At 63.8% G+C, this 14298-nt stretch carries 11 protein-coding genes and 2 pseudogenes; 6 read left to right on the forward strand and 7 right to left on the reverse strand.

The window, feature by feature from the left end:
* Positions 1–19: 19 nt before the first annotated feature.
* The gene (locus N0Q91_RS27720) at positions 20–733 is read right to left on the reverse strand and encodes a transcriptional regulator NanR (RefSeq protein ID WP_275598760.1); all 714 of its coding nucleotides are present in this window, start codon (positions 731–733) and stop codon (positions 20–22) included.
* A gap of 137 nt (positions 734–870) precedes the next feature.
* Between N0Q91_RS27720 and oiaX the strand changes: the two are divergent.
* Positions 871–2125: pseudogene (oiaX, locus tag N0Q91_RS27725) on the forward strand (3-oxo-isoapionate-4-phosphate decarboxylase OiaX).
* Positions 2126–2148: 23 nt separating this feature from the next.
* A complete protein-coding gene (locus tag N0Q91_RS27730) occupies positions 2149–3477 on the forward strand; it encodes a four-carbon acid sugar kinase family protein (RefSeq protein ID WP_275598761.1) in 1329 nt (442 codons plus the stop codon).
* Between the two features lie 39 nt (positions 3478–3516).
* Here N0Q91_RS27730 and N0Q91_RS27735 read toward each other — a convergent pair whose 3' ends face one another.
* From N0Q91_RS27735 to N0Q91_RS27745, 3 genes and pseudogenes are all read right to left on the reverse strand, one after another.
* The gene (locus tag N0Q91_RS27735) at positions 3517–5808 is read right to left on the reverse strand and encodes a xanthine dehydrogenase family protein molybdopterin-binding subunit (RefSeq protein ID WP_275598762.1); all 2292 of its coding nucleotides are present in this window, start codon (positions 5806–5808) and stop codon (positions 3517–3519) included.
* A 1-nt stretch (position 5809) separates the two neighbouring features.
* The gene (locus N0Q91_RS27740; protein WP_275598763.1) at positions 5810–6793 is read right to left on the reverse strand and encodes an FAD binding domain-containing protein; all 984 of its coding nucleotides are present in this window, start codon (positions 6791–6793) and stop codon (positions 5810–5812) included.
* Positions 6790–7355 (reverse strand): annotated as a pseudogene (locus N0Q91_RS27745) ((2Fe-2S)-binding protein). Before N0Q91_RS27745 ends, N0Q91_RS27740 begins: the two are co-directional and overlap by 4 nt.
* Positions 7356–8109: 754 nt before the next feature.
* Between N0Q91_RS27745 and N0Q91_RS27750 the strand changes: the two are divergent.
* Complete coding sequence (locus tag N0Q91_RS27750; protein WP_275599742.1) at positions 8110–8700, forward strand: alpha-ketoglutarate-dependent dioxygenase AlkB; 591 nt, start codon at positions 8110–8112, stop codon at positions 8698–8700.
* An 11-nt stretch (positions 8701–8711) separates the two neighbouring features.
* Here N0Q91_RS27750 and N0Q91_RS27755 read toward each other — a convergent pair whose 3' ends face one another.
* Together N0Q91_RS27755 and N0Q91_RS27760 are read right to left on the reverse strand one after the other, a co-directional pair.
* Positions 8712–8975: a hypothetical protein gene (locus tag N0Q91_RS27755; RefSeq protein WP_275598764.1), complete on the reverse strand. Its 264-nt coding sequence runs from the start codon at positions 8973–8975 to the stop codon at positions 8712–8714.
* A 27-nt stretch (positions 8976–9002) separates the two neighbouring features.
* Positions 9003–9176 (reverse strand): hypothetical protein, encoded by a 174-nt coding sequence (locus tag N0Q91_RS27760; protein ID WP_275598765.1) that lies wholly within the window; start codon positions 9174–9176, stop codon positions 9003–9005.
* Between the two features lie 141 nt (positions 9177–9317).
* Between N0Q91_RS27760 and N0Q91_RS27765 the strand changes: the two genes are divergently transcribed.
* The 3 genes from N0Q91_RS27765 to N0Q91_RS27775 are packed head-to-tail and all read left to right on the forward strand — an operon-like array spanning position 9318 to position 13446.
* A complete protein-coding gene (locus N0Q91_RS27765; RefSeq protein ID WP_275598766.1) occupies positions 9318–10706 on the forward strand; it encodes a c-type cytochrome in 1389 nt (462 codons plus the stop codon).
* A gap of 2 nt (positions 10707–10708) precedes the next feature.
* On the forward strand, positions 10709–11206 hold the full coding sequence (locus tag N0Q91_RS27770) for a (2Fe-2S)-binding protein (protein WP_275598767.1): 498 nt from the start codon (positions 10709–10711) through the stop codon (positions 11204–11206).
* Positions 11206–13446, forward strand: coding sequence for a xanthine dehydrogenase family protein molybdopterin-binding subunit (locus N0Q91_RS27775; protein ID WP_275598768.1), 2241 nt, complete (start codon positions 11206–11208; stop codon positions 13444–13446). The genes N0Q91_RS27770 and N0Q91_RS27775 overlap by 1 nt, the downstream gene beginning before the upstream one ends.
* A gap of 15 nt (positions 13447–13461) precedes the next feature.
* Here N0Q91_RS27775 and N0Q91_RS27780 read toward each other — a convergent pair whose 3' ends face one another.
* The gene (locus tag N0Q91_RS27780) at positions 13462–14241 is read right to left on the reverse strand and encodes a helix-turn-helix transcriptional regulator (RefSeq protein WP_275599743.1); all 780 of its coding nucleotides are present in this window, start codon (positions 14239–14241) and stop codon (positions 13462–13464) included.
* Positions 14242–14298 lie beyond the last annotated feature (57 nt).

Raw genomic sequence — 14298 nt, forward strand, 5'->3', positions numbered from 1 at the left:
GGGCGAGAAGCTTTCGGTCCTACCTGCCCTTCGGGGCATAGAGCGTGCGGGAGCGCTCGAGGTGTCTGATCATCGCCTGCTCGGCTTCGTCCGGATTTCCGCGGCGGATACAATCGATGATTTCCTCGTGTTCCGTGAGGGTCACGTTCTCCCGGCCGGTCCAGATCAGCATTTCCGTATGATACTCTTTGAGCCAGCCGAGCATCGCCTCGCTGACGGCGGTATATATCGGATTGCCGGAAATCTGGGCAATGCGGGTGTGGAACGCCATGTCCGCGGCAATGAAGGCATCGGGATCTTCGAGTGCCGCCTGCTGCCGCTTCAAGGTCTCCTCCAGCGCCGCGATATCGCCGGCTTCGGCCCTGCTTGCCGCCTCCCGCGCCATGCCGCGTTCGAAGAAGATGCGCGCGCTCTTCAGGTGTTCCAGCGAATCCGAGGAGGCCGCAAGCATGATCTTGGCCGCGGCATCCACCTGCCGAAGCAGCGACCGCGCCGTCGGCTGCAGCACCTTGGCCCGCTCGCCATGCGAAATCTCGATCAGCCCCATATTGGCAAGCGCCTGCAGAGCCTCGCGAATGGCCGGGCGTCCCACCTGGAAGCGCTCCATCAGCATCCGCTCGGAGGGCATTTCGTCTCCCGGTTGCAGCTCGCCGGTTTCGATCAACGCCTTCAGCCGGGCAAACACCTCGTCGGAAAGTTTCCTGCGGATGATGGGCTCGGATTGCATGACCATGTGAACTCCAGCAGCTTGCGGATCATTCTCTATAGGCAGGTTTCTTCCGGCAGGCGAGATTTCTCTTGCCTAACTCAGATACTCATTATACCAGTTGCGCGAGAGAAGCTACTGAATCCAATGCAAAGAGCGCTGCCGTGATACGCATCACCTACCGCATCGAGACCCCGGGGATGTCGAAGTCCTGGCGAGAAAGATCGCAAGCGACCAGTCGACCGGAACGTTCGTGCCGGTGCCGGGCGAAAGCGAAGAGCTGAAGGCGCGGGCGGCCGCGCGCGTAGTGGCTATCCGCCACCTCGAACCCGCCGATCGAGCCTCATGGCCGGACGAGGCGGGAGGTGCCACGCGCTTCAACCGGGCCGATGCGGAGATTGCCTTCCCGCTCGATGCGGTGGGAACGGATCTTTCCGCCTTGATGACCATTGCGATCGGCGGCGTCTATTCCATCAAGGGAATGACCGGCATCCGCATCGTGGATATGAAGCTGCCGCCGGAGTTCGCGGCGGCGCATCCGGGGCCGCAGTTCGGTGTTGCCGGCAGCCGGCGCCTGACCGGTGTCGAAGGCCGTCCGATCATCGGGACGATCGTCAAGCCGGCGCTGGGTTTGCGGCCGAGGAAACGGCGATGCTCGTCGGCGACCTGCTTTCCTCCGGGGTGGATTTCATCAAGGATGACGAGAAGCTGATGAGCCCGGCCTATTCGCCGCTGAGCGCGCGCATTGCAGCCATCATGCCGCGAATCCTCGACCACGAGCAGAAGACCGGCAAGAAGGTGATGTATGCCTTCGGCATATCCCATACCGATCCGGATGAGATGATGCGAAACCACGATCTGGTGGTCGCGGCCGGCGGCAATGCGGCGGTCGTCAACATCAATTCCGTCGGAATGGGCGGCGTCGCTTTCCTGCGCAAGCGCTCCGGCCTCGTTCTCCACGCCCATCGCAACGGCTGGGACATTCTCACGCGTCATGTCGGCCTGGGAATGGAGTTTTCGGTCTGGCAGCAATTCTGGCGCCTCCTCGGGGTGGACCAGTTCCAGATCAACGGCATCCGCATCAAATACTGGGAACCTGACGAGAGCTTCGTGAGGTCCTTCGAGGCCGTGAGCACGCCGCTCTTTTCCAAGGAGGATTGTCCGCTGCCGGTCGTAGCGTCGGGTCAATGGGGCGGACAGGCGCCCGAGACCTATGCACGGACCGGGCGTACGACCGATCTGCTCTATCTCTGCGGCGGCGGCATAGTCAGCCATCCGGGCGGACCCGGCGCCGGCGTCAGGGCCGTATGCCAGGCCTGGGAGGCGGCAGTCGCCGGGATCCCGTTGGCAGATTATGCCAGGGATCACCCCGAATTGGCGCAATCGCTCGAGAAATTCGCCGACGGCAAGGGCGCCTGACTTCCGCGCGACCGGAGACCCCAATGCACATTCCCTTGCTCAGCTACTACGGCGACGATCTGACCGGCTCGACCGACGTGATGGAGGCACTCTCCTCGCACGGGGTCGAAACCGCGTTGTTTCTCAAGGTGCCTGAGCCTTCGCTCTTCGAGCGCTTCGGCCATTGCCGGGCCTTTGGGCTCGCGGGCACCAGCCGCAGCCAGACGCCGGGCTGGATGGCGGAAAACCTTGCTCCGGCCTTTCTGTGGCTGAAGGCGCTGAAGGCGGAGATCGCCCATTACAAGGTTTGCTCGACCTTCGATTCGAGCCCCAATGTCGGCAACATAGGCAAGGCGATCGAGATCGGGCGGGATGTCTTCGGCGCAGCGCCGGTACCGCTGGTCATCGGCGCACCGCAGATCCGCCGTTACACCGCCTTCGGCAATCTGTTCGCCGCCTTTCGCGGCGAAACCTACCGCATAGACCGCCATCCGGTGATGAGCAGGCATCCGGTAACCCCGATGAACGAGGCGGATATCCGCCTTCACCTTTCGCGTCAGACATCGCTCAGCGCGGCTCTTGTGGACCTCGTGCAACTCGCATCGCCGGACGTGGACGCGTTCGCCGACAGGGCTTTCGCGGATCACCAACTCGTCCTTCTCGATGTCGCGGATGAGGGGAGCCAGGCCGTCGTCGGGCGCCAGCTCTGGCGGACGCGAGCGGCGGAAGGGCAATTCGTCTGCGGCTCGTCCGGCATCGAATATGCGCTCGTTCGCGAATGGCGTCGCCTTGGCCTGCTCGGCGAAGCGCCGGCATTCGCGCCGCCCGGACCGGTCGACCGGATCGCGGTGGTTTCGGGCAGCGTCTCTCCGACCACGGAGCGGCAAATCCGTCATGCGATGGAGAACGGTTTCGAGGGGATAGGGCTCGATGCAGTCGCACTCGCGGCGACGGATGCCGGCTCGGCATTCGAGGATGCCGTTGCGCGGGGGCTTGCCTGTCTGGAGAAGGGCCGGAGTATCATTCTCTATACCGCACTCGGCCCCTCTGCCGATCGGGGCGAAGCCATTCCTCTGGAGGATGGCTCGCGTCACCGGATCGGCGAACGGCTCGGATCGCTGCTGAGAGAACTGGTGACGCGGGCCGGGCTCCGCCGCGCTGTGATCGCCGGGGGCGATACGTCGAGCCACGCCCTTGGCCAGCTTTCTGTCAACGCGCTTACATTGCGGCTGCCGCTTCCGCAGTCGCCGGGATCGCCTCTCTGCACCGCGCATAGCGCCGATCCGAGGGTGGACGGCATGGAGGTCGCTCTGAAGGGCGGCCAGGTCGGGTTCGACGACTATTTTTCGATGATCCGGGATGGACGGGGCTAAGGCTCTTCCGAGGAAAAGTGCGTCGTTCCGAAAGCGCTCTCATAGCAGCTTGTCGAGCGTTATCGGCAGATCGCGAATGCGTTTTCCCGTCGCGTGAAAGATGGCATTCGCAATTGCCGCAGCTGCGCCCGTTATGCCGATTTCGCCGACCCCGTGTGCGCCAAGCGGCGTATGTTCGTCGGGAATGTCGTTGTAGATGACCTCGATATGCGGCACGTCGAGATGCACCGGAACATGATATTCGGCGAGTGACGGATTCATGATCCGCCCGCGGCGCGTGTCGAGCAAGGTTTCCTCCGCGAGAGCCATGCCGATCCCCATGACGATCCCGCCGCGAAGCTGGCTGACGGCCGTTTTCGGATTGAGGATCCGGCCGCAATCGAAGGAGCCGAGCCAGCGCGAGATCCGCACTTCGCCAGTTTCCCGGTTGACGCGAGCTTCGCAGAATTGCGCGCCGTAGGAGGCCATGGAGTACTTCATCACCTCGAACGGCATTCCCGACGTCTCTTGCACTTCAATGAAATCACGGCCGGCGCGCTTCAGGATCGAGGCATAGGTCTCGCCCTTGCTTCCCTCGCCGGACAGGAAAAGCCCGCCGTCGCGTGCCTCTATCTCTACGTTTGCACCTGCCAACGGCGAGCCGTTACCGGCGAGCTTGATGAGTTCGCGATGGATCTTTTCGACGGCCACCTGCACCGCCGCGGCGATGCTGCCGGTCTGGCTCGAGCCGCCGGCGATGATCGGCGAGTCCGGCAGGGCGGAGTCTCCATAGCGGAATGAAACCATCTCCAGCGGCAGGCCGAGACGGTCGGCTGCGTGCTGAATCTGCACCGTCGCGGTTCCCATGCCCATTTCGTTCGCCGCCGCTTGCACGAGTGCGCTGCCATCGGCGGAAATGCGAAGGCGAACTGCGGCGGGAAAGCGGAAGACCGGGTAATAGGCCGTCGCCACGCCTTGTCCGATCAGCCAATTTCCATCGCGCTGCGAACACGGCTCGGCCGGCCGCCGGCTCCAGCCGAACCTTTCCGCGCCGCGCCGATAGGCCTCGACGAGATGACGGCTCGAAAATTCCGTGCCTTTCGTGGGATCCTTTTCGGGCTCGTTCAAGCGGCGAAGTTCGACCGGATCGATCTTCATCGCGTAGGCGAGTTCGTCTATGGCCGATTCCAGAGCGAAAGTGCCGATCGATTCCCCCGGCGCGCGCATCCATGTGTTGGCGACGGTATCGAGATCGACGACCTTCTGACCGACGGACATTGTCTGCGAGGCGTAGAGATGCCGCGGAGTCAATGAAAATTGTTCGGGATACTTGGCGTGGGTCGTCGTCGCCGTCACCCCGGTGTGAATGATCGCCGCGAATTTTCCATCCTCATCGGCGCCGAGCGCGACGCGCTGTTCCGAAGGCGTGCGGCCGCCGATGAGGCGGAAAACGTCTTCGCGAGCGAGCGCCATTTTGACGGGGCGATTGGCGACTTTGGCCGCCGCCGCACAGAGCGCGGTGTGATTCCACAAGGCGGCCTTGCCGCCGAAGCCCCCGCCGACGAATGGCGCGATGACGCGCACGTCGTCCCCCTTGAGGCCAAACATGCCGGCGAGTGCGTGCTTGCAGCCGTTTACGAATTGGGTCGAATCGAAAACCGTCAACCGGCCGTCTTCGTCCCAGGCGGCGATCGTCGCATGCGGCTCTATGGCGTTGTGGTTGTAGTGCGGTGTCCGGTAGAGATTGTCGACCTTGAATGCCGCCGCCGCGAAAGCCTTCTCAGGGTCGCCGATCTCGAGTTCGGGATCTTCGCCCAGGACGGCGGACGGCACGGTCGCTTCCGCCTTGAGGTCCGCGAACGAAACCCGCGCTGCTTTCTCATCATAGTCGACGCGCACGAGCGAAGCCGCATGCTCCGCCTGTTCGAGCGTTTCGGCAACGACAACCGCGACGGGCTGCCCATTCCAACTGATCTCGTCGTCCTGCAGAACAGCGAGATCACTGGCCGCGAACCCCTTGTCCATGTGCCTTACGTCCATGAGTGGCGGTCGTTTCATCTTCGGGGCGTTTTCGGCGGTGACGATCGTTATGACGCCTGGACTCCTCTCGGCATCGGAGGCGTCGATTCCGACAATCCGCCCCTTGGCGATCGTGCTGCAGACCGGAACGGCATAAGCCAGATTTTCGATCTCGAATTCCGCGGCGAAGCGCGCTTCACCCTTCACCTTCCGTTGCCCGTCAACGCGGCTGACGGGCGTGCCGAGGTAACCGTGTTTGTGGATGAGCGGGTCCGGCGCCTTGTCGGGCATGAACTGGACGACGGTTTCCATAAGCTTCTGCAGGACGCTCATCTTACCCTCCGGCCAATTCGCCCAACACGCCGACGATCGTGCGCTTCGCCAATTCGACCTTGAAGGCGTTATGGGCGAGGCCTCTTGCCGGCGCGAGTTCGGCTTCCGCCGCCTGTCTGAAGCTCTCGGCACCAGCGTTCGCTCCCGCCAGGACGCGCTCGGCTTCGGTAGCCCGCCACGGCTTGTGCGCCACGCCCCCGAGCGCCAGGCGGACGTTCCTGACCTTGCCGCTGTCGATCTCCAGAGCTGCGGCCACGCTGACCAGGGCAAAAGCATAGCTCGCGCGGTCCCGGACCTTCCGGTAGAGCGAGCGCCTGGCGAAGCCGAGCGGCGGGATCTCGATGCCGGTGATAAGTTCGCCGGGCTGCAGGTCGGTCTCGATATGGGGGGTATGCTCCGGCAAACGGTGGAAGTCCTCGAAGGCAATCGTGCGCGCGCCGCTGGGCCCGACGACGTTCACCTTCGCATCGAGAGCCGCCAGGGCGACGCACATATCGGACGGATGCGTGGCGATGCAGCTGTCCGAGGCTCCGAGGATCGCGTGCATCCGATTGAAGCCCCCGATCGCATCGCATCCCGCTCCCGGTGCACGCTTGTTGCAGCGCGCCGCGTGGTCGTAGAAATAGAGGCAACGCGTTCGCTGCATGAGGTTGCCCGCAACGGTCGCCATGTTGCGGATCTGGCCCGATGCTCCGAACACGATCGCCTGGGCCAGAAACGGATAGCGGTCCCGCACGACCGGATGACCGGCGACCGCCGTGTTCCGCACCGTCGCACCGATAGCAAGGCTGCCATCCGGCCGCTCCTCGATCCGGTCCAGAGGCAGCCCGGTCACATCCACCAGCGCGTCCGGCTGTTCGATGTTCTCGCGCATCAGGTCCACAAGGTTGGTGCCGCCGCCGAGCAACTTCGCATTCGGGGTCTTGGAGAGGAGCTGCACGGCGGTTTCCAGATCAGTCGCTCTCGCATAGGCGAAGCTCTTCATTTCGCCACCTCGCGGTCAAATGCGCCGTGGATCGCCTCGCAGATGCCGACATAAGCCCCGCAACGACAGAGGTTTCCGCTCATGCGTTCCTTGATCTCGGCGTCCGAGAATTCGATCGTAGCCGCGGCCATGTCCCCGGTCACGGCGCTCGGCAAGCCGCTTTGAAATTCTTGGAACATTCCGATCGCCGAACAGATCTGCCCGGGGTGCAATAACCGCATTGGAAACCGTCATGCTCTATGAATGCGGCCTGAAGCGGGTGAAGCTCGCCATTGGCAATGCCTTCGATCGTGGTGATCTCCCGGCCTTCAAGCTGAAGCGCCAGCGACAGGCAGGACAGGACGCGCTGACCGTCCACCAAAACCGTGCAGGCGCCGCAGGCGCCCTGGTTGCATCCCTTCTTGGGGCCGGTAACGCTCAAATGCTCGCGCAGAACGTCCAGCAGAGAGGTGCGTGGGTCGATCGACAGGGAATGGTCGACGCCGTTGATCTTCAGCAGGATCAGCGCTGAGCCGGCAGGCGGGATGGGTGCCGCCTTAGGCGTTCGGTGGGGCGATGGCATGAGCACACCCTCTCGATTTGCATCAGCCGCGGCATCTCGCGCCGGAGCGGGGCAGGTCAGTCGCGCGAGGCGGCAGGGGTTGCCAGAACCCGGCAATCGGATGAATGTTCCGAAGATTGTTCGCATGCGGCGCGACCGCGGCGGCCGGGCAGGGACAGCGATTGGCGAGATGATCTATTTCACGGGCGACACGCATTACGACGATCCGCGTGTGCTTCGCATCGACCGCCGCCCGTTTTCCAATATGGCCGAACATGATGCCGCCCTGATCGCCAATTGGAACGAAACCGTCTCGCCGCAGGACGACGTCTGGCACCTTGGCGACTTCGCGGCAAAGAGAACCGGGCTTGCCGAAGATCTGCTGTCCCATCTGAACGGCCGCAAGCACCTCATCGTAGGCAACAACGACCCGATCGACACGACCGGGGCGAGCGGCTGGCACAGCGTGCAGCATTACGCGGAGCTGATGGTCGATGGGCGGCTGCTCGTCCTTTGCCATTATCCGTTCCGGACATGGAACCAGATGGGAAAGAAGTCGATCAATCTGCACGGGCACTCCCATGGCAGGCTGAAGCCGATCCCGCGGCAGTTCGATGTGGGCGTGGATGCGAGAGGCCTGCGTCCGGTCCGGCTGGTTGATATTTTCCCCAGGCCGGGCGGTAAACTCCCGCTTGGCGCTTCGGGGAACGTGCGAGCCTTCCGAATGTTCTCCAATATCGGTGGCAGGCTTGCGTCCCGAATGCGAGGTGCTTCAATGCAAGGAGACCTATTCGGAAACCCGCCCGGCAATCTGCCCGAGGGCTTCCGCTACCAGGCGGGTATCGTTCCGCAGAAGCTCCAGGAGGTACTTTTGAAGGCGCTGCCGGCGCTTCCCTTCAAGCCTTTCGACTTTCACGGCTACGAGGGCAGGCGGCGTGTGGTTTCATTCGGCTGGAAGTACGACTTCGACACCGAGGCGGTCCGGAAGATCGATGCCATTCCCCCGCTGCTTCTGCCGCTCAGGCAGCTGGCGGCCGACTTTTCCGGACTGCCGGCGGAGGGACTCCAGCAGGCACTGGTCACCGAATATGATGTCGGGGCCCCGATCGGCTGGCACAGGGACAAGGCGGTGTTCGGCGATGTCGTCGGGATATCGCTGCTGGCTTCCTGCACATTCAGGTTGCGCCGAAAGCGGATCGGCAAATGGGAGCGGGCTTCCGTCATTCTCGAGCCGGGCTCGGCATATCTCCTCTCCGGCAGTGCGAGATCCGAATGGGAGCATTCCATCCCGCCGGTAGAGCGCCTGCGCTATTCGATCACCTTCCGGGAGCTGCGCTCAGGGATTACCGCCGGCGGCCGTGCGTGACTCTGTCGATATCAGCCGATCAACGTGCCCCAGGACGGGTCCCATTCGACGTCCTCCACGAGCTCGACATAGATCGGGGCCGACGCTTCGCTGTGGCTTGCCGCCAACCTGAAGGCCGACTCGGCCTCCATTTCTTCTCCGGGAAAGATGACGTCATCCTCGGCGGGGTCGGTGACCTTTCGCACATATCCCCGCACGGCGTCGCCGGAGTGGTAGAGTTTCACGACCATGGCGCCCGGCACGGGTCTTTCCGGAAGCCGCTGATAGACGGACATCGGGACCTCCCTCAGTCGCGGCAAAAGCTAATTCCGGCCATCGTTCGGCCTTGCCTTGTCGCCCCTCTTCTTCACCGTCGTCGCTGTCTTGGCATCCGGCTCCTGTCCGTAATAGGTGCCACCCAAATGGCCCCCGGCGCTCGTCTTCTCGGCCTGTTTTCGTGCGTCCTTCTGGGCTTGCTCGACATTGGTCTTGCTCATCTTGGGAACTCCTCTGATTGCGGCTGTGTAACCACAGGCGAGCGCTTCTGTTCCGGGGCAGCGTTTACGTCGGGCAAACGTCAAAGCCGCTTGGAACCCATCGGCAATTGCGGCGTTTCCCCCAATCGGCGGAGATTCCCGATGCGAGCTTTGAGGGTGGCGATCGGCATCGCGGCGGTCATCTTTGTGGCTGTTGCTGGTTTCCTTTTATTTGCGTGGCGTTCGGAGTTACCCGAAGACACCGCGGCAGCGGAGGCGCGCTTTGCTTCGGAGCTAGTTGCCAAGGGCGCGCAACTGGCGGCGCTCGGCAATTGCATCGCCTGCCACACCGTGCCTGGGAGACCGGCATTTGCCGGCGGCCTTGCATTGCCCACCCCCTTCGGCACGATCTACTCAACCAACATCACCCCTGATCGCGAAACGGGCATCGGCGGCTGGAGCGAGGCGGCCTTCGAGCGCGCCATGAGGGAAGGTGTCGACCGGGAGGGAAGTCACCTCTATCCGGCGTTCCCCTATGAGCACTTCACGCGTGTTTCGGCAGACGACAATCGCGCCCTCTACGCATTCCTCATGACGCGTGTCGCGGTGAAAGCCGAGGCGCCGGAAAACGACCTTCCGCTTCCCCTGCAGTTCCGGCCCCTGCTTGCCGGCTGGAAGCTGCTTTTCCTCGACGGCGGCGAGCGGGAGCCGGATCCCGGCCAGAGCGAGGCCTGGAACCGCGGGCGTTATCTTGTCGAGGGCCTCGGCCACTGTGGGGCCTGCCATACGCCGCGCAACCCATTTGGCGCCGAAGACCGCGACCGGCATTTCGGCGGCGGCGAAGCGGAAGGCTGGCAGGCCTATGCGATCAACACGGAGTCGAAGGCGCCGATCCCCTGGGACGAGCAAAGCCTCGCCTTCTATCTTCGCAACGGCTGGCACGAATTCCATGGCGTTTCGCGCGGGCCCATGGCCGAGGTGACGGGCAATCTCGCTTTCCTGCCGGACAGCGATATCGCGGCGATCGCCACCTATTTAATGTCGATCATGGGCGCCCCAACGCCGGAACGCGAGCAGAGGGCGGCACAGTTGCGCGAGGCTTTTGGAGGGCAGCGCCCGGAGCAGGCGGCGGACAGCCAGCGTTCACCGGCCAGTGGGGCAGGCGGCCAGCCCGGCGAAGCAATTTATCTTGCCGCCTGTGCAAGCTGTCACGAGAGCGAGCGGCGTCAGCCCTTCGGGGGGCTGAATTTCCAACTCAGCACCGCCGTCAATGCGCCGAACCCGCAAAACATCGTCAACGTGGTGCTGTTCGGCCTTCCGCCGGCCGATGGCGAAGCGAGCGCAGTGATGCCGGCTTTCCGCCATCTGCTCAACGATCAGCAGGTGGCCGATCTCCTTGCCTACATGCGCGAGCGGTTCTCGCAGGAGCCACCCTGGGCCGGGCTCGTCGAGCAGACGGCCAGAACCCGTTCCGGGACCTACAAGGTGGCAATCCGGCCCTCTGACGGCATTGAAAGGGCGCCGCACCATGTCGGCGCCGAGGAGGATTGAAGATGGTATCGCTGACAGTCAACGGCAGCCCGCATCAGATCGAGGCAGATCCGGCGACGCCGCTGCTTTACGTCCTGCGTGACGAGCTGGCGCTCAACGGGGCCAAATACGGCTGCGGACTTGGGCAGTGCGGCTCCTGCACCGTCGTCGTCGATGGCGAGGCGGTGCTTTCCTGCATGGTGCCTATCATGCTGCTGGACGGGCGGGAGATCACCACCATCGAGGGCTTGGGAACGATCGACGCGCCGGGGCCGCTGCAGGAGGCGTTCATCGAGCTGCAGGCGGCGCAATGCGGCTATTGCATCCCGGGCATGATGATGAGCGCGCATGCGCTCTTGCGCCGCAACGCGCAGCCGAGCGAAGAGGACATCCGCGAGGCGCTTGCGACCAATCTTTGTCGTTGCGGCACCCATATGCGGATTCTCGCGGCGATCCGGCGCGCCGGCGAACTGATGCAGGCCGCCTCGCTGCGTGCCACTGATCAGGGGAGGGCCGGCTGATGGGCCTGCTTCAGGAAGAAATCACCCGCCGCAGCGTCATCGCAGGCGCCGGCGGGCTCGTCGTCGGTTTCTCGCTCGGCCATGCATTTGCCCAGGAGCTTCCGCCGGCAATGCCGCCGGCTGCGCCGGTGTCCCTGCCGGGCAGCCTTGACGACGAGCGTTTCCTCGATTCATGGATACGCATCGATCCCGACAATTCGGTCACGGTCTTCACCGGCAAGGCGGAACTCGGGCAGGGCATTCGAACGGCCCTGTTGCAGGTTGCCGCCGAGGAGCTCGAAGTCGACCCCGCGGAGATCCGGCTGATAACGGCCGACACCGGCCGAACCCCGAATGAAGGGTTCACGGCCGGCAGCCAGTCGATGCAAAACAGCGGTACCGCCATCAGGAACGCTGCAGCGCAGGTGCGGGCCCTGCTTCTGGCCGAAGCTGCCAGGCGCTTCGGCATGGCGGCGACGGAACTCAGGGCGGAAAACAAGGCGGTGCTGGCAAAAGACGGACGGCGGGCGACCTACGGCGAACTCGTTTCCGGACAGATGCTGCACGTGGAAGCCCAGCCGCAATCGGCATTGAAGCCGCCTGGCACTTTCCGCGTGATCGGCAAAACACTGCCGCGCGTCGACATCCCGGGCAAGGTGACGGGCGAGGCGGCCTATGTTCATGATCTTCGCCTGGAGGGCATGCTGCATGCGCGCGTCGTGCGCCCGCCGAGCCCGGCTGCCAGACTATCGGAGGTGGATGCGAGCGCCGCCGAGGCGCTGCCGGGAGTCGTGTCGGTCGTGCGCGACGGCAATTTCCTGGCGGTGGTGGCCTCGAAAGAGTTCCAGGCGGTGAACGCCATGCGGGCGCTGGCGGCGGCCGCGCGGTGGCAGGAAAGCGAGACGCTCCCCGACCAGACCGACCTGCCGGCGGAATTGCAAAGACTCGAGAGCGAGGTGGGGACGGTCGCCGAGGCCGGCTTGCTTTCGTCGGATGGCAAGATCTTCGAGGCGACGTTTAGCCGGCCCTATCAGATCCACGGCTCGATCGGCCCGTCTTGCGCCGTCGCGCGGATGAACGCGGACGGGGCGTTGGAGGTCTGGTCCCACACGCAGGGTGTCTTTCCCGATCGGGCGGCGATCGCCGAGATGCTGGCCATGCCGGAAGACAAGGTCCACGTCGTCCATATGGAAGGATCGGGCTGTTACGGCCACAATGGCGCCGATGACGCGGCTGCGGATGCGGCCCTCATCGCCAGCAAACTGCCGGGCAAGCCGATCCGGGTCCAGTGGATGCGGGAGCAGGAGCACAGCTGGGAGCCCTATGGTCCTGCAATGCTCATGAAGATCAGTGCAGCACTGGACGACCAGGGCAGGATCGCCAGCTGGGCCTATGACCTTTGGAGCAATACCCACTCCACCCGTCCGGGCGGAGCCGGTGCGCTCCTGGCGGCGCGCCACAAGGCCGAAGCCTTCCAGCCGAAGGCTGCCAAGCTCAATATCAGCCCGTCCGGCAACGGCGACCGAAATGCCAATCCGCTCTATGTGATCCCGAACAAGCGCGTGCTCTGGCATTTCCTGGCCGAAATGCCGCTTCGCGTGTCTGCGCTTCGCGCGCTTGGGGCCTATGCCAACATCTTCGCGATCGAAAGCACGATCGATGAGCTGGCGCTGATCGCCGAAGCGGATCCGGTCCAATTCCGGCTTCGCCACATGGAGGACCCGCGAGCCCGTGCCGTGATCGAGCTGGCGGCGCAGCGCTTCGGCTGGGACAAGGCGCAAATGCCCCGCAACCGCGGACGCGGCTTCGGCTTCGCCCGCTACAAGAACCTTGCCGCCTATCTGGCGGTGGCCATGGAGGTGGATGTCGAACCCGAAACGGGCCGTGTTCATGTGGTCCGCGCCGTTTCGGCCATCGACAGCGGCGAGATCGTCAATCCGGACGGCATCCGCAATCAGACCGAAGGCGGAATTTTGCAGGCGATCAGCTGGACGCTCTACGAGGCCGTCGCCTTTGACCGGACCAGGATCACCAGCACCGATTGGTCCAGCTATCCGATCCTGCGTTTCGCCAGTGTACCGGAAAGCGTGGAGGTCCACATCGTCGAGCGTCCCGGGGAACCTTTCCTCGGCACCGGGGAGGCGGCCCAGGGCCCGGCCGCCGCAGCCGTCGCCAACGCGATCAGGGATGCGACCGGCAAGCGCCTTTACGATCTGCCTTTTACCAGGGATCGAATTCGAAGCGCCGTCGGGCGCGCGTGATCCAACGGCAGGTCCTCACGACAGCCGGTATTGCTGGAAGACCTGCAGGAAGAGTTCGCGCTCCGTCGTGATGTCGAGCTTTTCATAGATGTGCGCCCGGTGGTTCTTGACTGTGCCCGGGGCGATCCCGAGCTTGGACGCGATGGTCGCGTTAGGGTGTCCCTGCAGAATGAGGGCGACGAGTTCGCGCTCCCGTGCCGTCAGATCCGGCCACAGGATCAACGAGGCCTGGACGGCACTCACCGGTGCTTCCCCCATGGCTTCGGGCGTGCTGGTTCGCCTCAGATCGGGGTCGCGCGTGCGGGTATCGGTTGCGTGCAGTGCTTCGAAAACCGGAAAACGGCTGCGCAGAGCCGCGACCTCGCCATCGCTGAACATCGATGTGGAGCGGTCGAGAAAAATACCTAGGCACCAGTCGTCTCCGTCTTCCAGCAGGATGCCGACCTCGTCGCAGATTTCGGATTGCGCCAGGAACTCCGCTATGTAGCGGCCGCGCTTGGGGGCGTCGTCCGCCAGGCTCTTGAGAGGCACGATCCCTGCGCGCCTGTTCAGGCGCCAATAGGCATAGAAGGGATCGAATACATAATAGGTATCGAGATAACGAGCCACCATCTCGTCGGAGTATCCGCGGTGCTTGACGAATTCGGGCTTGCGGGTGGCGGAATAACGGGTGACCGTGATCAGATTCTGCGGCACCACGGCTCCGATCATGTCGATCAGCCGGTCGACATGCCTGTCGGTACCGGTGGCGCCGATCGCTTGCGCCAAGATCTTCCAGAACCCATCGCCGCTCATAAGTTCGTCTAGCACTGTTCCCCCGCCGGTCATTGTGCCTTTTGGCACATTTCCCGG

The sequence above is a fragment of the Sinorhizobium prairiense genome (assembly GCF_029201645.2).
GTDB classification, from domain to species: Bacteria; Pseudomonadota; Alphaproteobacteria; order Rhizobiales; family Rhizobiaceae; genus Sinorhizobium; species Sinorhizobium meliloti_A.

Excerpts from the sequence above, each read along its gene's own strand:
- N0Q91_RS27735 (WP_275598762.1), bottom strand. The coding sequence starts at position 5,808 with ATGAGCGTCCTGCAGAAGCTTATGGAAACCGTCGTCCAGTTCATGCCC.
- N0Q91_RS27765 (WP_275598766.1), top strand. The coding sequence starts at position 9,318 with ATGCGAGCTTTGAGGGTGGCGATCGGCATCGCGGCGGTCATCTTTGTG.
- N0Q91_RS27750 (WP_275599742.1), top strand. The coding sequence starts at position 8,110 with ATGCAAGGAGACCTATTCGGAAACCCGCCCGGCAATCTGCCCGAGGGC.
- N0Q91_RS27720 (WP_275598760.1), bottom strand. The coding sequence starts at position 733 with ATGGTCATGCAATCCGAGCCCATCATCCGCAGGAAACTTTCCGACGAG.
- N0Q91_RS27775 (WP_275598768.1), top strand. The coding sequence starts at position 11,206 with ATGGGCCTGCTTCAGGAAGAAATCACCCGCCGCAGCGTCATCGCAGGC.
- N0Q91_RS27760 (WP_275598765.1), bottom strand. The coding sequence starts at position 9,176 with ATGAGCAAGACCAATGTCGAGCAAGCCCAGAAGGACGCACGAAAACAG.
- N0Q91_RS27755 (WP_275598764.1), bottom strand. The coding sequence starts at position 8,975 with ATGTCCGTCTATCAGCGGCTTCCGGAAAGACCCGTGCCGGGCGCCATG.
- N0Q91_RS27780 (WP_275599743.1), bottom strand. The coding sequence starts at position 14,241 with ATGAGCGGCGATGGGTTCTGGAAGATCTTGGCGCAAGCGATCGGCGCC.
- N0Q91_RS27740 (WP_275598763.1), bottom strand. The coding sequence starts at position 6,793 with ATGAAGAGCTTCGCCTATGCGAGAGCGACTGATCTGGAAACCGCCGTG.
- N0Q91_RS27730 (WP_275598761.1), top strand. The coding sequence starts at position 2,149 with ATGCACATTCCCTTGCTCAGCTACTACGGCGACGATCTGACCGGCTCG.
- N0Q91_RS27770 (WP_275598767.1), top strand. The coding sequence starts at position 10,709 with ATGGTATCGCTGACAGTCAACGGCAGCCCGCATCAGATCGAGGCAGAT.